This window comes from Catenovulum maritimum (assembly GCF_001050375.1).
In the GTDB taxonomy this organism is placed as follows: Bacteria; Pseudomonadota; Gammaproteobacteria; order Enterobacterales; family Alteromonadaceae; genus Catenovulum; species Catenovulum maritimum.
Genome location: NZ_KQ130483.1, coordinates 133,802 through 152,173, shown reverse-complemented (window position 1 = coordinate 152,173; position 18,372 = coordinate 133,802). Strand labels below are relative to the sequence as shown.

24 protein-coding genes are annotated in these 18,372 nt (G+C 36.8%); 13 read left to right on the top strand and 11 right to left on the bottom strand.

The genetic code is table 11. The features are described 5' to 3' along the window. Positions 1–28: 28 nt before the first annotated feature. The gene (locus XM47_RS03235) at positions 29–1,972 is read left to right on the top strand and encodes a family 43 glycosylhydrolase (RefSeq protein ID WP_245623412.1); all 1,944 of its coding nucleotides are present in this window, start codon (positions 29–31) and stop codon (positions 1,970–1,972) included. 100 nt (positions 1,973–2,072) lie between these two features. Here XM47_RS03235 and XM47_RS03230 read toward each other — a convergent pair whose 3' ends face one another. Further along, positions 2,073–2,942, bottom strand: coding sequence for a LysR family transcriptional regulator (locus XM47_RS03230; RefSeq protein WP_048689575.1), 870 nt, complete (start codon positions 2,940–2,942; stop codon positions 2,073–2,075). Between the two features lie 160 nt (positions 2,943–3,102). Between XM47_RS03230 and XM47_RS03225 the strand changes: the two genes are divergently transcribed. The 3 genes from XM47_RS03225 to XM47_RS03215 all read left to right on the top strand — a co-directional run bounded on the left by XM47_RS03225 (position 3,103) and on the right by XM47_RS03215 (position 5,022). After that, the gene (locus tag XM47_RS03225) at positions 3,103–3,540 is read left to right on the top strand and encodes a YybH family protein (protein WP_078061834.1); all 438 of its coding nucleotides are present in this window, start codon (positions 3,103–3,105) and stop codon (positions 3,538–3,540) included. 29 nt (positions 3,541–3,569) lie between these two features. Next, on the top strand, positions 3,570–4,553 hold the full coding sequence (locus XM47_RS03220) for a zinc-binding dehydrogenase (RefSeq protein WP_048689572.1): 984 nt from the start codon (positions 3,570–3,572) through the stop codon (positions 4,551–4,553). A 70-nt stretch (positions 4,554–4,623) separates the two neighbouring features. Continuing rightward, a complete protein-coding gene (locus tag XM47_RS03215; protein ID WP_048689569.1) occupies positions 4,624–5,022 on the top strand; it encodes a DoxX family protein in 399 nt (132 codons plus the stop codon). A 153-nt stretch (positions 5,023–5,175) separates the two neighbouring features. On the opposite strand, the gene XM47_RS03210 is transcribed toward XM47_RS03215, so the two are convergent. From XM47_RS03210 to folB, 3 genes are read right to left on the bottom strand one after another with little or no spacing between them, the layout of a single operon-like run. Continuing rightward, positions 5,176–5,970, bottom strand: coding sequence for an undecaprenyl-diphosphate phosphatase (locus XM47_RS03210; RefSeq protein WP_048689566.1), 795 nt, complete (start codon positions 5,968–5,970; stop codon positions 5,176–5,178). Next, positions 5,967–6,476, bottom strand: a complete 510-nt coding sequence (gene folK, locus XM47_RS03205; RefSeq protein WP_048689564.1) for a 2-amino-4-hydroxy-6-hydroxymethyldihydropteridine diphosphokinase — start codon at positions 6,474–6,476, stop codon at positions 5,967–5,969. Before folK ends, XM47_RS03210 begins: the two co-directional genes overlap by 4 nt. Beyond that, positions 6,476–6,826, bottom strand: a complete 351-nt coding sequence (folB, locus tag XM47_RS03200) for a dihydroneopterin aldolase (RefSeq protein ID WP_048689562.1) — start codon at positions 6,824–6,826, stop codon at positions 6,476–6,478. The genes folK and folB overlap by 1 nt, the downstream gene beginning before the upstream one ends. A 103-nt stretch (positions 6,827–6,929) precedes the next feature. Here folB and plsY point away from each other — a divergent pair, with 103 nt between their 5' ends. Next, positions 6,930–7,541, top strand: coding sequence for a glycerol-3-phosphate 1-O-acyltransferase PlsY (plsY, locus tag XM47_RS03195; protein WP_048689560.1), 612 nt, complete (start codon positions 6,930–6,932; stop codon positions 7,539–7,541). A 54-nt stretch (positions 7,542–7,595) separates the two neighbouring features. Here plsY and XM47_RS03190 read toward each other — a convergent pair whose 3' ends face one another. The 7 genes from XM47_RS03190 to XM47_RS03160 are packed head-to-tail and all read right to left on the bottom strand — an operon-like array spanning position 7,596 to position 12,327. Next, positions 7,596–8,111 carry a cyclic nucleotide-binding domain-containing protein gene (locus tag XM47_RS03190; protein ID WP_048689557.1) on the bottom strand — a complete coding sequence of 172 codons (516 nt, stop codon included), beginning with the start codon at positions 8,109–8,111 and terminating at the stop codon, positions 7,596–7,598. A 28-nt stretch (positions 8,112–8,139) separates the two neighbouring features. Further along, complete coding sequence (locus tag XM47_RS03185) at positions 8,140–8,823, bottom strand: TIGR01621 family pseudouridine synthase (RefSeq protein ID WP_048689554.1); 684 nt, start codon at positions 8,821–8,823, stop codon at positions 8,140–8,142. Further along, on the bottom strand, positions 8,816–9,226 hold the full coding sequence (locus XM47_RS03180) for a DUF2069 domain-containing protein (RefSeq protein ID WP_048689551.1): 411 nt from the start codon (positions 9,224–9,226) through the stop codon (positions 8,816–8,818). Before XM47_RS03180 ends, XM47_RS03185 begins: the two co-directional genes overlap by 8 nt. Further along, positions 9,226–9,804, bottom strand: a complete 579-nt coding sequence (gene wrbA, locus XM47_RS03175; RefSeq protein WP_048689549.1) for an NAD(P)H:quinone oxidoreductase — start codon at positions 9,802–9,804, stop codon at positions 9,226–9,228. The genes XM47_RS03180 and wrbA overlap by 1 nt, the downstream gene beginning before the upstream one ends. Further along, complete coding sequence (gene arsC / locus XM47_RS03170; protein WP_048689546.1) at positions 9,797–10,153, bottom strand: arsenate reductase (glutaredoxin); 357 nt, start codon at positions 10,151–10,153, stop codon at positions 9,797–9,799. The genes wrbA and arsC overlap by 8 nt, the downstream gene beginning before the upstream one ends. Before the next feature lie 2 nt (positions 10,154–10,155). Beyond that, the gene (bepA, locus tag XM47_RS03165; protein WP_078061825.1) at positions 10,156–11,631 is read right to left on the bottom strand and encodes a beta-barrel assembly-enhancing protease; all 1,476 of its coding nucleotides are present in this window, start codon (positions 11,629–11,631) and stop codon (positions 10,156–10,158) included. Positions 11,632–11,655: 24 nt separating this feature from the next. Then, positions 11,656–12,327, bottom strand: a complete 672-nt coding sequence (locus XM47_RS03160) for a hypothetical protein (RefSeq protein WP_048689543.1) — start codon at positions 12,325–12,327, stop codon at positions 11,656–11,658. A 90-nt stretch (positions 12,328–12,417) separates the two neighbouring features. Here XM47_RS03160 and XM47_RS03155 point away from each other — a divergent pair, with 90 nt between their 5' ends. The 8 genes from XM47_RS03155 (at position 12,418) to XM47_RS03120 (ending at position 18,371) form a co-directional block, all read left to right on the top strand. Further along, complete coding sequence (locus tag XM47_RS03155; protein WP_048689539.1) at positions 12,418–12,639, top strand: sulfurtransferase TusA family protein; 222 nt, start codon at positions 12,418–12,420, stop codon at positions 12,637–12,639. 103 nt (positions 12,640–12,742) lie between these two features. Next, positions 12,743–13,012: a hypothetical protein gene (locus tag XM47_RS03150; protein WP_048689536.1), complete on the top strand. Its 270-nt coding sequence runs from the start codon at positions 12,743–12,745 to the stop codon at positions 13,010–13,012. 111 nt (positions 13,013–13,123) lie between these two features. Next, a complete protein-coding gene (locus tag XM47_RS03145) occupies positions 13,124–15,046 on the top strand; it encodes a DNA repair helicase YoaA (protein ID WP_048689534.1) in 1,923 nt (640 codons plus the stop codon). A 7-nt stretch (positions 15,047–15,053) separates the two neighbouring features. Then, entirely contained in the window at positions 15,054–15,749 is a 696-nt protein-coding gene (gene tsaB / locus XM47_RS03140) for a tRNA (adenosine(37)-N6)-threonylcarbamoyltransferase complex dimerization subunit type 1 TsaB (RefSeq protein WP_048689532.1), read from the top strand. A gap of 9 nt (positions 15,750–15,758) precedes the next feature. Continuing rightward, the gene (locus XM47_RS03135) at positions 15,759–16,145 is read left to right on the top strand and encodes an RNA-binding S4 domain-containing protein (RefSeq protein ID WP_048689529.1); all 387 of its coding nucleotides are present in this window, start codon (positions 15,759–15,761) and stop codon (positions 16,143–16,145) included. 17 nt (positions 16,146–16,162) lie between these two features. Beyond that, positions 16,163–16,909 carry a DUF481 domain-containing protein gene (locus XM47_RS03130; protein ID WP_172656495.1) on the top strand — a complete coding sequence of 249 codons (747 nt, stop codon included), beginning with the start codon at positions 16,163–16,165 and terminating at the stop codon, positions 16,907–16,909. Positions 16,910–16,916: 7 nt separating this feature from the next. Next, entirely contained in the window at positions 16,917–17,303 is a 387-nt protein-coding gene (locus tag XM47_RS03125; protein ID WP_048689524.1) for a hypothetical protein, read from the top strand. 9 nt (positions 17,304–17,312) lie between these two features. Then, positions 17,313–18,371 (top strand): site-2 protease family protein, encoded by a 1,059-nt coding sequence (locus tag XM47_RS03120; RefSeq protein WP_053084502.1) that lies wholly within the window; start codon positions 17,313–17,315, stop codon positions 18,369–18,371. Position 18,372 lies beyond the last annotated feature (1 nt).

Sequence of the window (18,372 nt, the reverse complement as noted above, 5' to 3'; positions counted from 1 at the left end):
AAAAGCTTTAAAAATAAAAGAGGGTAATATGAGTTTTTTCTCGTTAATCAATAGACATAGCCAAGCTGGTTTTGTGTCTTTAATTAAATTATCAAGGCAACTTGGCTTGTCATTGATGTGTGTTTTCTTGATTGTAGGCTGTAGTGTTACACAAAAAACTAGTCAAAATACGGCTCTTCAAATTGCCGATGATACATTTGCAAATCCAATTATTAGAAATGGTGCTGATCCTTGGATGCATTATTTTGACGGAAATTATTATTTAACAACGACAACTTGGACTTCTCAATTAGTGATGAGAAAATCCCCTACAATTGCTGGGTTAGCAGATGCACCTGCACATTACATATGGTCAGGTTCAGATCCATCCAGAGCCTACAATTTCTGGGCTTTTGAATTCCATCCAATAGAAAGACCTGAAGGATTACGTTGGTACGTGATTTTAACTTCTGGGGTTAAAGAGCATTTTGGTGGCCAAAGAAATCATATTTTAGAATCTGAAGGCTCAGATCCTATGGGTCCATATATGTATAAAGGTACGCCAATGCCAGATCACTGGAACATAGACGGTAGTTACTTTGAACACCAAGGGCAATTATATTTTACTTGGTCAGAGTGGGACGGCCCAGAACAAGTAAATTTAGTCTCAAAAATGACTAACCCGTGGACGTTAGAGGGTGAAAGAAACATTATTACTCGTCCAGTATACGAGTGGGAACATTCAGGCTTAAAAGTGAACGAAGGCCCTGAAATTATTAAGCATAATGGTAGAGTATTTTTAACCCATTCATCTAGTTTCTGTAATACTGAAGATTATAAGTTAGCTGTCGTTGAGCTAATTGGTGATGATCCTGTTAAACCAGAATCTTGGAAAAAATTTGATAAACCTTTCTTCTCTAAAGCGAATGGTGTTTATGGCCCAGGCCACCATGGTTTCTTCACTTCACCGGATGGAACAGAGGAATGGTTGATTTATCATGGCAACTCATCTCCGTCTGATGGTTGTAGTGGGACACGCTCTGCGAGAGCTCAATCTTTTACATGGACTGAAGATGGATTACCAAATTTTGGTGAGCCTGAAATGGATAAAAAACAAATTCCAGTCCCTAGCGGTGAGCAAGGCCCATTAAAAGCCAAAGTTCAAGGTGTTCAGTATAAATTGGTTAACCGTACATCAGGCTTGTGTTTAACCAGTGATAGTTCAGGCAATGCGAGTGTAGATAATTGTGCCGCTGATAACACTGCTTGGGTTGTTGACCCTGCAAATGACGGTTTTTTCCGCTTAGCGAACAGTGAACTTGGTACCTTTTTAACTCATGATGATTGTGCTTCAAGCTCAGTTGCTGTAAACGCATCTGATTGGGTTTCGTCAAATTGTCAACGTTGGTCGGTTGATCCATCTAGAGATGGTTGGGTAAGGTTTGCCAATGCTGAATCAATCTCTCATTTACAAGTTGCTGAGTGTGCGATTGTTGCAGGAACGAGTGTGTCACTCGGTGGTGATCGTTTTAATGAATGTACTGATTGGCGTTTAGAACCGATTTCTAAACTGGCTATCGTTAATGCAAATAGCGGTAAAGTTGTGACAGTTGAGCAATGTTCTAAAGAAGCGGATGCAAATATCAGCCAGCATGAATATAAAGACTTAGCTTGTCAAAAATGGCAAACAACACCTACTCAAAATGGTTTTTATCAATTTAGATCACTTAATACAGATAACTTATGTTTAGCTGTCAACGGTGTTAGTGATGGCAAGGTTGATATTGCTGATAATTTAGTACAAGCAGAGTGTAATGAAAGAGATAGCGAATGGCGTTTTGAGTATTTACCAAATGGCGCTTTAAGAATGGTTTCTCACTATGGATTAGCCATGAAAGTTTCAGATTGCTCTATTGTTAATGGCGACAATATCATTCAAGAAGTTTGGAAAGATACAATTTGTCAGCATTTCTATTTTAGAGTTGTGGATTAAATATCTTAATCAGTTTTCGTTTAAAAACCGCCTGAATTAAAGGCGGTTTTTTTATCTTTGAAATTAACCTTTTGTTAGTTATGTAGAAATACTCATACAGCTAATTATGTTTATTATAATTAGCCAAGCAATAATCTATATAGACTCGGGCAATACGTGACACTTGTTTTCTGCTCGGATAAACAAGTTGCAGCGAAAATTCGGGCAAAGGATGCTCTGGTAACAACTCTACTAGTTTTCCTGTTTTTAGTTCTTTTTTACAGAAGAAAGGAGGTACTTCAGTAAAATATTGATGATTTAAGGCTAAATCTTGCATGAATTTATAATCATTAGCCCTTATCTTGGGAGTTAAGTTTATTTTTTCGTCACCAACTTGCCATGTCACATCTGTCGACTTTTTAGCCCAAGCAGCACAGGGCAACAACTCTAAGTCACTCGGTTGTTTAGGTAATGGATATTTTTCTAAAAATCTAGGTGAGGCGACTATTCTATGCCGATAACTCGTAATTCTTCTTGCAACCACAGATAAGTTTTCTACATTTCCGACTCTTAATGCGACATCTATGCTGTCTTCAATTAAATCTAATTTTTTTTCACTTACGAATAAATCCAATTCAACATTTGGGTGTGCTAGCTGAAATTTTTCAATCAGGCGCATCCAAGGAATAAAGTTAGGTGGAATTGAGATCCTAAGCCGACCTTTTAATTCAGTTTCTTTTTCAGCTAAGGCGAGTAAACCTGCTTCCATTTCCTCTAAACCGCGTGAAATATATTCATACAGTGTAGAACCCGCTTCAGTTAATCTGAGGTGGCGAGTTGAGCGCTCTAGTAAACGTATATTTAATTCTAGCTCCAATTCAGAGACTCGGCGACTTACTGTCGATACTGGGATTTTTAAATATTCCGAGGCAGCTGAAAAGCTGCCTTTTGATGCAACGTAAACAAATATTTTTGCTGAGTCTAAATTCATAAGTCTTCTAAACCATATTTTAAGATATAGATTACTTTCCCATATTCGGGAATATCATTGCCAAATTAGCAGCTTATCATCCAAAAACAAAATATTTATAGTGCCACCTTCAAAAACTTATGGATAAAACAATCACAATAGAGAAATTATGATGAAAAAAATGATTAAATTTTTAACTATTGCGCTTTTGGTCAGTCAATCAGCATTTGCGACTGAACAGGCCGAAATTGTAAAAGTTATTAAGCAATATGAATCGGCTTTAAACAATAGTAATGCTGACAGAATAATTGATCTTTATAGCAATACGCCTACTTTTATGCCGCAACATGCGCCAGCACAAATCGGTAAAGATCAGGTGTATAAAGCATATAAAGGGGTATTTAGTGCAATCAAGTTAAAAATTGATTTTGCGATACATGAATTAGAAATTAATGGAGATACGGCATGGGTAAGAACCAGCTCAGCAGGTAAGACTCAAATTTTAGCCAATGAGATGACAATTAACGAAGGTAACAATGAGTTATTCATTTTCAAAAAAGAAGCAGGTAATTGGAAAATTCACCAGTATATCTTTAGTACCAATCAAGCCCGTAAATAATACAAAATATCAATATTAAAGGAGAAGATATGAAAGCTGCAGTCGCACAACAACCCGGTAATTTAGATGTACTTGAGGTGGTTGAACTTCAACCTGATGCACTAAAAACGGGGGAAGTTAAGATTAAAGTAAAAGCTTTTGGATTAAATAAGGCAGAAAGTTATTACCGTAGCGGTAACTACGGCACTTTTGTACCGAATCAAGCTATCGGAATTGAGGCGGTTGGTGAAGTAGTTGATGACCCGAGTCAACAATTTTCGGTTGGACAAAAAGTCGCTACTGTCATGGGCGGAATGATGTTTGCTCGTCATGGTAGTCATGCTGAGTATATTAATGTCCTTAGCAGTAATATTGTGCCTCTAGACAGTAATTTACCTTTCGATGAATTAGCTGCATTGCCAGAGGTATATTTAACCGTTTGGGGCGCATTAGATAAAAATCTCCAAATACAAAAAGGCGAAAGCTTATTGGTACGTGGCGCTACTTCTGCATTAGGTATGGCAGCTGTGACTTATGCTAAAGCTAGAGGGTTAAGTGTAATTGCAACAACGCGAAACCTTGATGCTAAGGCTAAATTAACCGCTCTAGGGGCTGATCATGTGGTTATAGATAATGGCGATATACATCAGGAAATATTGACAATATGCCCTGATGGCGTCAACAAAGTGCTAGAAGTTGTTGGCGCAGCAACAGTTAAAGATAGCTTAAAAGCGGTTAGTAAATGGGGTGAGGTGACGGTTGTTGGATTATTAGGTGGTTTACCTGTTATTGAAAACTTCAATTTAATGGGGGATTTACCAAATACGGTTAAATTGAGCTTTTTTAGTAGTGGTATGTTAGGTACGCCAGATATGCCTTTATCAGAGTCGCCACTTAATTGGATTGCTAAGCAAATAGAGCAGGGAATTATGCCGAGCATTATCGCTAAGAAATTTGACTTTTCAGAGATTAAACAAGCGCATGAGTTATTAGAGTCTAATACCGCAAATGGCAAAATTGTTGTGAGTTTTTAATAATTTAAAACAGATATTAGATTAAATAATTTCTCTCATTAGAGAGAAAAATATGTAAATAGGAAAGTTAATGTTAAATATAAATGAAAAACAACAATCGATTATTGAGCTTGTTTCTCGATTACTATTAGCCGCAATCTTTTTGATATCGGGGTTAAATAAAATATCTAATTATCAAGGCACAAGCCAATATATGGAAGCGATGGACGTTCCTTCGTTTTTGTTACCTTTAGTTATTGCGACTGAAGTTGTCGGAGCGTTAATGATTATATTAGGTTACAAAACACGATTAGTTGCGTTTTTATTGGCAGGTTTGTGTTTGAGTTCAGCTGTTTTATTTCATTTTCAGCTAGCTGATCAAAACCAGTTTATTCACTTCTTCAAGAACTTGGCAATAGCAGGTGGGTTTATCGCTGTTATGATTAATGGAGCAGGTCGGATAAGCATAGACAATAAACAACAATCTTAATTTAATACGCTTAAAAGTCTAAACATAAAAGTGACTCAATTTGAGTCACTTTTTTATGCCTGAATTATATTGATTCAGCTCTATGCATCACACTTGATACAAACAAAACCGATAAAGAATCGCTCAGGGCTTCTTTGAATCACAGATCCTAGCTTATATAAAAAAGAATAAGCCAATGCCAAGTGCTAAACGGTAAATCACGAAAGGTAGCATACCGATCTTTTCAATTAATGATAAAAATAAATAGATACAAGCATATGCACTCAAAAATGATAAACCCGTACCTATACTAATTGTTAACCAGTCAACCGCTTCACCTGATGTGGCTAATTTTAAAGTTTGATAACCGCCTGCAATTAAAATAATTGGAATTGAAAGTAAGAAAGAGAAACGGGCTGCTGCTACGCGATTTAAACCTAACATTAAGCCAGCTGTAATCGTAATACCCGATCTCGATGTGCCAGGGAGCATCGCAAGCGCTTGAGCTAAACCAATCACAATGGCATTTTTCCATGTAAGTTGGGTTAACTGTACATTTTCTTTAGCTCGGCTATCTGCCCACCATAATAATAAACCAAACACTATAGTTGTTGTCGCTATGACTGTCGTTGAACGTGCATAGTTTTCGATAATATCTTTAAAAGCTAGACCAAATAATAATGCTGGGATAGTTGCAATGATAATCCACCACGCGAGTTGGCTATTTTCAGTTTGTTGTTTGGTTTTCAGGCTGGTAAACCAAGCAGATAGAATATCGACTACTTCTTTGCGAAAGTAAATAACAACCGCTGCCAGCGAGCCAATGTGGACAGCCACATCAAAGGCTAGACCTTGATCCTGCCAACCTAATACCTGTGAGGGTAATATCAAGTGTGCGGAACTAGAGATAGGTAAAAATTCAGTAAAGCCTTGGATTAAAGCTAAGACGATAATTTCCAGTAATGTCATAATTTTTCCATTCGTTTATTTTTCCAATCAAAATTAATCGGCCAAAGTTTTTGGCTGCTTTGATCGTATGCTTGCCATAAATTCTGATAAGAAGTTTTTGTTTCTGGGTGTATTTTATCAGCAAAAATATCATTTAGAGGTTGTAAAACAAAAGCGTTTTTTAGAATTTCTGCTCTGGGTAATTTAACCGGTATTTCAGTGATGAGATCATCATAAAACAGTAAGTCTAAATCGAGCGTTATTTCGCTTTTATTCGTTGAAGTACGATCTCTTTGGTACTGACTTTCAATCGACTTTAACAGCTTTAGAGTTTGTTCTAAGGTTAAATCAAGTTCGCCGCCAAAGCATATGTTTAGAAAGTTTTCGCCAGAGAATTTAACCGGCTCGCTTTGATAAACTGGCGATATTAATAAATGCTTAAAATAAGGACGTAGTAGGTGGATTGCCGTTGTTAAATGATACTCGGCCGCGACGTTAGTTCCTAGAGAGACTGCAATTAACGCCATTAAGCATACTTCCTACTAATTGAAATACCTACTTCAGCTTCCGGAATTGCACCCGGCTTAGTAATTTTTAGTTCAATTGCCGAGAAAGAAAACTGAGCACGAAGTAGCTCACATAATGACTCTGCTAGTGTCTCTATTAATTCAAATTGGTTATTTTCGCAAAAAATGAGTACTAAATCGGCTACCTGACTGTAATCCAGTGCTAGCGTTAAATCGTCATTTTTTGCTGATAAATGGTTGGGCCAGTCAATTTTTATATCTAAAATGAGTTCTTGTTGGATCCTTTGTTCCCAAGCAAACACACCTATATAAGTTTTAACATTTAAATTTTGTAAAAATACTTGATCCATATTCACACTTTTGTCATCTGGTTAATGAATTCACTTCATAAATCAGGTAAGCTTTTATTTTCGCGCAGTTTAACCTTTTTTGCCCACGGATAACACTAGCTTTATGAGCACAGCCTTGGTAATCGCCATTATTGTCAGCTATTTAATTGGTTCAGTATCGGGTGCTCGGATTTCCAGTCGATTTTTTCATACCCAAAGTCCTGTTGAACATGGTTCAAAAAACCCTGGTGCGACCAATATGTACCGGATCGCCGGATGGAAGCCAGCCGCATTAACAATGTTTTTAGATGTGATTAAAGCGGTTATAGCGGTTTATGCTTGTTATTTTATCGGCTTTAGTCCGGTTGAGTTAGGCTTTATTGGTATTGCTTGCTGCATTGGCCATATATTCCCAGTGTTTTATCAATTTAAAGGCGGAAAAGCGGTTGCGACTGCCTATGGCTGTATGTTGCCTATCGGTTTGCCTCTGGCTTTATCGCTAATCGTGATTTGGATTGCAGTTGTCTATAAAACTCGTTTTTCTTCTCTGGCTTCTATTGTTGCAGTTAGTATCGCACCTTTAATGGTTTGGTTTTTAAAACCCAAATATGCGATTGCAGTACTTATGTTAGCTGGCTTGATTATCATTAGGCATATACCTAATATCAATCGGTTAATTGCGGGTACAGAACCGACAATAGACGAGAAAAAACGCAATGCAAAAAGGTTGAGCTAACACAGCTAAAGGCTGAAACTATTTTTTGTTAGCTTTACTTTTCGATTTACTTTATTAATTGTCGTCTAGTTGGATATAGAAACCATTGTCTGTGTTTTGTTGATTAATATGCTTCAACTCCACCAATTCATCGTTTAAGTGGTTAACTCGGTCAATTAAGCCTTCGATTATCTTATCTTTAAACTGATCTCTAATATTGGTTGGAAATCTGGACAATGAAGCTTGTTCTAATCTAAGCAGAATTGATTTTTCAACTGCAACTACATTGGCAGTTCTGGCTTGGTTTGTCATAAAACCAACTTCTCCAACAAACTCGCCAGGATGGATAACACTCAATTCATCGGCTTTATTTGTCCCTTTGGTGACTTTTAATAGCCCAGATAATAAAACATAAAAGTGAACACCTGTTTCACCCTCATGTATGATAAATTCATCTGCCTCGGCCACGACAAAATTTGCCTCGTCTTTGATTAAAAGCTCAGATTCTGCTTCGGATAAAGTGCTGAATAATGGGACGCGATGAACAATTTCTTTCAATAATTTTATATTTTTACTATCGACGTTTTTCATTGTTATGCTCGAACATCTAGTTGGTATATTAAATTTTAGGCCATTTATGGCACCATGGTTTATCTATTTTAGTTCTAATTTCTTCATTAGACGAAATATCTAAAAAATGCTTACCTGAATGTGGCAGATTAGTTATTTGAATATCTTGCCCTAGATAATTAAATTTTAGTGCATAGGCGTGTAAATAGAGTCTGTCTGCTGATTCACCTTTGTAAATTGTGTCTCCTAAAATAGCGGCGGAGAGCGATCGCATTGCAACTCTTAATTGGTGCGTTTTACCCGTATAAGGTTTAAGTAAAAATAATCTTAATTTATTACCTAATCCATACGAGTAAAAAAAAGTTTTGGCAGGATTTAGATTGGTTCTCGTTATTTTCCAAGCTTTATTGCGAGACTTCTCCATATCACCAATCACTCTACCTTGCTTTTGTTTAGGTTTATTATGGCTAATCGCAAGGTAATATTTTTCAATACCTGATTGTTGCAACGCTTGGTTAAAATAGTGCTCCGCAGCTAGTGTTTTGGCAAAAATGATTAAGCCAGAAGTGTCTTTGTCTAAACGATGAACAGGGTAGAGTTCTGTTAAATCTAGTTGAGATTTTACTTGATGATAAAACCCCAACTTATCTTGATTGTTGTGAAAATCAATTCCGGCTGGTTTATTTGCAATAATAAAGTCTGAATGCTGGTAGATTAACTCTATATTAGGCATCTTTTTTCAATTTCTTTAATCCTAACCCTAGGTATTGCCCTTGCCATTTTGCATAGTAGCAAGCGCCTAAAAACCAAGTGAGAGAGAAAACAAACTCAATGCCAGCTAACATTCTTTCGTGTTCTGAGGCATAGATTAAAGTCAGACTGTGTAAAAAATAAAACATACATACAAAATTAGACCAAGCATAAGTGTATGGTTTTCCTTGGACTAACCCTTTTAGTGGAAACAGCAGAGGCGTGAACCAGATCGCCATGACAAAAGTTTTTGACATGCCTTCCATAGGTGGCGCTAGCCATAAGTGCCATATAGGGACAAGTAGAAAAATACCAAAAAAGCCAATTAATGCGATTAGTTTTGCGGTTTTAATTTTTTGTAAATTAGGAGATGTTTTATCTGTCATTAAGCTAACTTCAAACTTGTTTCAGCAATGCGTTTACCCAGTGCAAATGCTAAAGCGGATTCATCTTTACTCAAACCTTTATCATTTGCTAAATGACTTGCTCCGTATGGCGTACCACCTGTTTGAGTTGTATGTAATTCTGGTTCACTATAGGGCAAACCGAGCAATAGCATACCATGATGTAGCAATGGGAGCATCATACTTAATAAGGTTGACTCTTGACCACCATGCATAGAGCCTGTTGATGTAAATACAGCGGCTGGTTTACCAGCAAGTTTAGATTTAAGCCAAATCTCACTGGTACCATCAAGAAAGTACTTGAGTGGTGCTGCCATGTTGCCAAAACGAGTCGGGGAGCCAAGTACGAGCGCGTCACATTCTGCTAGCTCTTGATAACTAGCATAAATGTCTCCAGTTTCAGGAATACTTGGCGTTGTTTGTTGATTCGTTGTTTGTACTTTTGGTACGGTTCTGAGTACGCTTTCACAGCCAACAGACTCAATGCCTAAGGCGATACTATCCGCAAGTGCTTTTGTTCCACCACTTTGGCTGTAATAGAGTACTAGTATTTTAGCCATTGATTAGCTCAAGTACGTTTTCTGGTGGACGGCCAATAACGGCTTTGTTGCCTTGTAGTACAATAGGTCTTTCGATTAGTTTTGGATATTCAACTAAAATAGGTGCTAATTCATCATCTGTCATAAGTTCAGATAAATCCAACTCTTTGTACAATGGCTCTTTTGTACGAACTAAGTCATGCAAAATATCTATACCGAGTAAGTCAACAAAGTCTTTTAATTCTTGTTCCGACGGCGGGGTTTTTAGGTACTCGATAACTTCAATTTCAACTTGTTTTTCTTCTAACAAAGCAAGCGTTTCACGGCTTTTACTACAACGAGGATTATGGTAAATGATAAATTTTGACATGCTTATAGTCTCTTCATGTTTTTCTGATCTTCACGGAATTGTTTAATTCGTCCGGAAATTCTTTTTTTATCAATTTCTGAATTCTTGTCAATGTAATTTGACGCTGTGTGCAATTCATCTATTGCTTTTGGATAAGCTAGTACGAGCGCATACAACTCTGCTTGTGCTTGATGAAATAATGCTCTGTTTCCAAGCTGTTTATATGCATCAGCCATTAATTGCCAAGCCAGATAATGATCTGGGTGCAGGATAATAAAATCTTTTAACAAATCAACTGCTTTTTGGTTTTCCGAAGCCTGAATTAGTGCGTTTGCATAATTAAGCAACAAAACTTGGTTGTTTGGCATCAACTGGAGTTTTTGCTCTAGTAATTGAGTGATTTCTTGATACTGTTTTAAGCCTAATACTATGTCTGTTTTTACATCTAAATAAAACAGGTTATTCGAGTCTGTTTCTAGCAATTCATCTACGACTTTGTTCGCGGCTAGGTAATTTTCATTGCGCATTAAAGCAAGCGCTAAACCGTATTTATTTAAAATATTCGAGGTTTGATGATGATTGGGATTAGCGATTCTGCTTTGATAAAAATCGACATGATATTCTGGAGTTTGATTATACATAACTGACGTTCTAATTTGAGCTAGATAAAAATTCAAACTAGATGGTGCATTAACTGGAGTCATGCCGTCTATTCTTGCACGTATATCGCTTACTCGACTATCTGGTAATGGATGAGAGTAAAGCATAGCGGGTAATTTGCTGGTATAACGAGACTGTTCAGCTAGTCTGACGAAAAAGTCTCGTGCACCTCTCGGATCATAGCCAGCATTTATCATAGTTCTTAAACCAATCCTATCTGCCTCTTTTTCATTTTGGCGAGTATAGTTTAAAGCCATTTGTTGCGACGAAGCTTGAGCCGTTGTAATCGCAGCCGCACCAGCACTTGGATCTGCCATTGCAATTAAAATAGCACCGAGTAACGCAGCGATAGAGAGCGGCGCGTTATTTTGTGTTTCTTCAATCGATCGTGCAATATGACGTTGGGTAACATGGGCAATTTCATGGGCAATTACTGAAACTAGCTCGCTTTCTGTACGAGCTTCTAATAAAGTTTGCGTATGTAAAGCAACTACGCCACCAAAAGTGGCAAATGCGTTAATTGATGGGTTTTTTATTAGGTAAAAATCAAAAGGATATCTTACATCGCTAGCTCGAGAAACGAGTTTGTTTCCTAGGGTATTTATATATTCATCCAATAAAGGATCGGATATGACGGGTGACGTTGCCCTTAGCTGTCGGCGAATAACCTGACCAATTAATTTTTCTTTCTCGATCGTTAAGGTTCCAGCTGCGACTGTGCCTATTGTCGGTAATTTATTGTGCTGGCTAACGGCTACAGCTGAATTTACAAAGCAAAACTGAGTTAAGCTTAGGATGGTAATAAAACAAATTGATTTTGAAAACTTAAACAAACTCATTAGTTCCTAACAGAATATTTGATATTAAGAGCCGCCATTTGATAAATCGTTCCCTTTTAGGCCACCTAATAATAGAGAATCCAATTCGCAGTCGTCTAGTTTTTTCTCCTGTGATTCAAAATATTGTTTGATTGAAACACCATCAACTTTGACCACTTCAACATGTTCACGCATATAATCGATTAATTTTTCGACTGACTTTATCGCGTATAAAATTAGAGCTCGGTCAGCAGCATCGCCGCGCTCAAAATAAAAATCGATAAATTTATGCATTTGATTGACTCGACACAACATTTTCATAGTGCCTGGATCCCAAGTTTCAAACTCCATCAATCTGTGACCTTTTACATATTGATCAATCTCTTTGGTTTTTGCATAAGGAAAACAATGTATCTCAAAACCTCTGTCAGTAATGACTTGATAAAGCGCTAATCTGGGTTTCTTTTCTACATGGATGATATTGTGGTCATCTATATAGCCGCCTAATAAATCTAAGTTCCAATTAGTTTTTTTACAGATTCGGTTTAACGCGTTATCGAATCCCATGGTTTGTAGTGATTCTAGCTCACTAACTGAAGAAGACATCATATGATAAAAGGACGGTAACTCACCCCAATTCATTTGTTTCTTATATTTATTAATATCCTTTAAAGTCGGATTTTTAGGTAGCACTGGTTTGTTGAGTGAACTGTTCATTTATAAATCCTTCTAATTTATCGCAGTAACTTAATTAAACCTAAATATCTTTGTTATAATTAAGTAACTCAGAATAAATGTAATTTTAATATGCGTTTCAGCTTAGATAGTACAGGGCAAATGTGCCCAATGCCTTTACTAAACCTTAAGTTATTACTTAAAAACTGTAAAACAGGCGATACCATTGAACAGAGCATAACTGATAAAACATCTCTAAAGGATATTCCAGCTTGGTTAGAAAATAAAGGACATCAAGTTGAAATCATTGAAAAGTCTGATGGCACTTATTTAATTAAAAGCTTAATCCTATAGATTTATGTGCCGATATAAATATATGGGCTTAATTTTAGTCGTTTCGATACTTTATTAGGTTTTAGGGTATAGCTTTTTAGCGTTCAAACATAGGAGGAATAAAATGAGTTTAGATCTGATCATTCCCTTTATTCCAAGAACAGTACAAGCGCCAATTAAACCAGTGAGGCTGAATGTTAAAAAAATAGATAAAGATCCCAAGTTGAGTGAAGATGAAGAAAAACCGGATCTGTTTAAACATAGTTATACTCAACTAGCTAAACGTGAGCTCAGCAATACAAATCAAGATATTGATCCAGATGAAAAGAAAAATGAAGCGGATGCTGAAAGCTTAGACGATGATCGGCCAAAGCATATAGATATTTTGGTTTAAGCTATTTTCATTGTCTAAATTTAGGCTAATTTATAATAAGCCCTAGCGTCTTGCGCTAAAAAACGGGATAATTCGCCGCTTTATAATTTCATTTTACGCTGTGGTGCATTTTTGAAGCTTGAACAAGTCTTTTCTGCTGACGGGGCGTTAGCAACTAATATCGAAGGATATCAACCTCGACAAGCTCAAGTTGAATTAGCCACAGCGTTCGCTAAAGCAATTCAGCAAAAAGAATTATTGGTTGCAGAAGCAGGGACGGGGACAGGAAAAACTTTTGCCTACTTGATTCCCGCACTCCTGAGTGAACGAAAAGTCATTATTTCTACCGGCACCAAAAATCTTCAAGAGCAGCTATTTCATCGTGATTTACCCATAGTTAAAAAAGCACTGGCAAGTAAAGCGCAAACTGCACTTCTTAAAGGCAGAAGTAATTACCTATGCTTATTTAGACATAAGCAGCATCAAAACCATGGCTATTTTAACGATAAAACTATCCTAGCTGATTTTAAAAAACTGTCTGATTGGGCAGTTAAAACTCACACTGGCGATATCGCTGAAGTTACCACTATAAACGAAGATTCAAAAGCCTATCCTTTGGTAACTAGCACAATAGATAATTGTCTTGGTAAAGAATGCCCTGATTATGCAGACTGTTATTTAGTTAAAGCACGAAAAAAAGCTGCAGAAGCTGACCTAGTTGTGATTAACCACCATTTGTATTTTGCTGATATGGCGGTTAAAGACACTGGCTTTGGTGAGATAGTACCTGATTCTAATATAGTCGTTTTCGATGAAGCACATCAAATTCCTGATATTGCCTGTGAATATTTTGGCGAAAAATTTTCGACTCGGCAGTTAGTGGAACTCGCAAAAGATATTGAACTGGCATATAAAACCGAAGTTAAAGATGCAAAACAATTAGGTAAAGCGTCGGAAATGCTAGATGCCAGCGCTAAACAATTTAGATTGGAATTTCCATTAGAAGCAGAAAAAGGTAATTGGCTAAAACAGGCTAAAACCAACAAATGCGATACAAGTTTAGCTGCCTTAAACCAAGCGATGGACTTTGCTTACGAAGTATTAAAACAAAATTTAAGTCGATGCAAATCGATAGATGCTTGCTTTGAAAGGCTGGTTATTATTAAAACTAGCTATACTCGAGTAAATGATTTTTCTCAACAAGATGCTAGTCTTTGGTATGAAACAACGGCCAGACATGCGAGTTTAAATTTAACGCCATTATCTATTGCAGATAAATTTTCAAAACTAAGAGAAGAAAAAAATCAAAGCTGGTTAATGACATCAGCTACCTTGTCGGTTAACAATAGTTTTGAACACTACACCAAGTTGTTGGGCTTAACTGAGTACCAATCGTTAGAATTAGGCAGCCCTTTTAATTACCCTGAGCAATCTGTTTTATGTATTCCGCGTTATTTACCAGAACCACAAGATAGAAATGTCATTAAAGTTTTGGTTGAAACAGCTGTTAAATTGATGACTGCGAGCCAAGGTAACTGCTTTTTCTTATTTACCAGTTATCGAGTGATGAATTTAGTTGCTAAATCATTAAGGACTAAGTTGGATTTTCCAATCTTAGTCCAAGGCGAAATACCTAAACAAAAAATATTAGATAAGTATTTAGCCGAAGATAATTCAATTTTATTAGCAACTGGGAGCTTTTGGGAAGGTATAGATGTTCGAGGCGACGCGCTAAAATGCGTAATGATCGATAAATTACCTTTTGCATCACCAGATGATCCCTTAACCCAAGCTAGAATTGAAAACTGTCGTAAAAAAGGTGAAGATCCTTTTAATCAAATACAAATTCCGCAGGCCGTCATTACTTTAAAGCAGGGCGCTGGACGATTGATTCGGGATGTAAAAGATAAAGGGGTTTTAGTGATCTGTGATCCTAGAGTCGTCAATCGAAATTATGGGCAAGTATTTGTGCAAAGTCTGCCAAATATGAAACGCACCAGAGATATAAACCTAGCTTGTGATTTTTTGAAACAACAAGTTAAAAACAAGAGTTAGAAACCAAATGAGTATTATTTTAGCATTGGACACTTCTACCGAAGCTTGTTCTGCCGCATTGATTAATCAAGGTGAAGTATTTACAGAGTATGCTGTGTGTCCTCGCGAACACAATAAACGCCTGCTGGCCATGATGGATTCAGTTCTAAAACAAGCAAGCTTAACCATAGATCAAGTTGACGCCATTGCATTTGGTCGCGGTCCAGGTAGCTTTACTGGGGTCAGAATTGCAACCGGTATTGTTCAAGGTGTTGCATTTGGCGCAAATAAGCCTGTTATTGGTATCTCTAGTTTAGCTGCGATGGCGCATGGTGTATTTCGTAGAACTGAAAAACAACAAGTGATTTCAGCTATCGATGCGCGAATGGGAGAGATTTATCTGGGCGTTTACCAAGTATTAAGTCTAGGGACAATCCAAGAGCTTGCGCCAGATACAGTTTGCAAACCTGTCGATAGCTTAATGAATTTAGACCCCGCGGTTAACTGGCATGCAATTGGCACTGGTTGGCAGACCTATCAAGATGTTCTAACTTCGCAAATTCCAGCTCAAATTGACAACGAGCAAGCTTTTCCTGAAGCATTAGATATTGCGTACTTAGCATTGCAAGCGTTTAACAATGGTCATTATGTTGAAGCCAGCCAAGCCCAGCCCATTTATGTGAGAGATAATGTTACCTGGAAAAAGTTACCAGGGAAGGAATAAGAGCCCACTATGTCTGAACCAGAAATATATGCAACATTAGTTGAATTGAACAAAGAACCAACCGAACTATATAAGATACTTAAATTTGAAAATTTAGTAATGGATGGCGCACAAGCAAAACAAGTTATAGCTGAAGGCTATGTCTATTTGAATGGTGTTGTCGAAACTCAGAAGCGTAAAAAGGTTTACGCAGGGGATCTGGTTTATTTTAATGAACAATATTTGCAAATTGCATTAGCAGGTGAAACCCAATCTTATGAGTTTGTTGATGAAAGCTTAGCTGAAACCAATGTATTCGAACCGCAAACAGAAGCTGTTCAAGTACAGCAGGAACAACCAGCGCAACCGGCGCCAATTACCCGAAAGAAAAAGCCTCGTAAGGCATTAAAGTTTTAAAATAAATGAGTTTATTTATGTCACTAAATCGAAAAATTTTATCTGTTATTGTATTACTGGGATTGAGCTTTAATTCAAATGCTATCGTCAATACAGAAAGCACTATACAGTCGCTAAAGCAGCCAGGTTTAAATAGTAAAGTGAGTTTTGAGTACAAAGGTAGCTCGGGTAATAACCAATCTAGTAAATTAGCTTTAGATGCCAGCCTAGCTTGGGTAGGTCAGGGGCACAAATCTGTTTTGGTTTTTGGTCGTGATTTTGGTAAATCTAACAGCCAGATCAATTTGGATAATAGTTTTATTTATGCAAAACATTTACAACAAGTATTAGATAATAGCTATGTTTCCATTTTTGCTCAAAATGAGAAAGATGAATTTCGAGATATAAAATCTAGAGTTCTAATAGGCTTAGGTTTTCGCTCTAAAATAAATCAAAATCATATCGTTGAAATTAGTGTTATGAACGAAGAAATTGACTCTACTTCTGTTCTTGAGATGGACAGATCTAGTGTTCGCCTTAATTTAATGTGGTTTATGTCATACGAATTAGATGACAATATAGCGTTTAAAAACACAGTTTATTATCAACCGAATGTGGATAGCTTTTCAGACAAGCAAGCAATAAATCAAGCCGGTCTGGATTTTTCTATTAACGAAAATTTGAATATTGAATTTTATCACAAGCTAACACATTTCTCTTTGCCAATTGGGGATTCAACCTCAACCGATACAGTTTACGGTAGTAAAATTAGTTATAAATTTTAGGATTATCATGTCAGAACAAGCAAAATTAACCGAGTTTCAGCAAGTCATTTTAGATGCACAAAACAATAAAATTTCACAAGAAGATTTTATCGCATTATTTTTAAACACTAAGTTTTATGTAGCCATTCATAAGCCTGAAGACAAAGATGCTCAAGGCTTTAATTATCATGTATATGATTCTCAGAAGGTTGAAGGCGGCTTGTGTGTTGTTGTTTCTGAAGACGATGACTACATTCAGAGAATTGGTGGTGTGGAACTGCTTTATTTAAAAGGTGGCGATATTATCAAAACCCTACATCCTAATTTAGAGTTGAGTATTGTATTTGATGGTGGTGGTATAGGTTTGCCAGTTGAAATGGTCAACTTTTTGAAAAAATCGATTGATTTAAGATAAGAGTGTCCATTGGAACTACTTAATATACCCATTGTTGGGAAAACATTATCGTTAAGATTAAGCCAAGAAGGCATGCAGGATCTATATTTAGATAATGAACTTGTTAGCCAAAGTGATCTTAATCAATTAGTTTCTCCTGAGCTAGTTCACAGATTCGAATTAACACATGATAATCAAACTCATTTAGTTAGTTTAAATCTACAGTTTGTAGAACAGAAAGTTCAGTACCAGCTTTGGCTTGAAGATCAAAGGCAAGAAGGCGGTGAGTTTTTAATTCCCGGCTTAAATGTTCAGGCTGAAAAACCTAAGACAAGTTTTCTAGGTATAGCAGCGCTTGCTTTAAAGCTGTTTAAAAGTGTTAAAGTCATTAAGGTTGCTTTGGCTGGTGCTTCTGTTGCAGGTTATGCTTGGTTATTTTCGCTGGAATTTGCTTTAGTGCTAGTTGCTTGTTTAGTCGCTCACGAATATGGACATGTTAAAGCCATGCAATATTTTGGGATTAAGACTAAAGGTATTTATTTAATTCCATTTGTTGGTGGTTTAGCGGTAAGCGACGATAAAATTAATACCAGATGGCAAGATGTTGTTATCTCGATTATGGGGCCATGTTTTGGCCTGATAATGTCTATTTTCTGTCTAGTGCTATACGGTTTAACTGAGCAAGAATTATTTGCTGGTGCTGCGGTAATCAGTTCTTTGCTTAATTTATTTAACTTATTTCCGATTTTGCCACTTGATGGTGGGCACGTTATAAAAAGCGTTACTTTTTCTATGCGGTCCTGGATCGGTTTGTCGGTTTGTATGTCAGGTTTATTCCTAGGCGGTTATGTTTCTTATGTCTTTGGTTTAAGTTTATTTGTTTTTTTCTTGTTTATTGGTGCGATTGAAACCATTTTTCAGTGGCGACAAAGGCATGCATCTGTATTAATTCCACTCGATCGTTATGGTCAGATATTTTCCATGATTTGGTATGTTTTACTTTGTATGGGGCATGTAGGGGTTATTGTGATGTTTGCAAATTCAGACAATCCAATACTCAAGTTACCACTACAAATTTTAAGTAATTAAG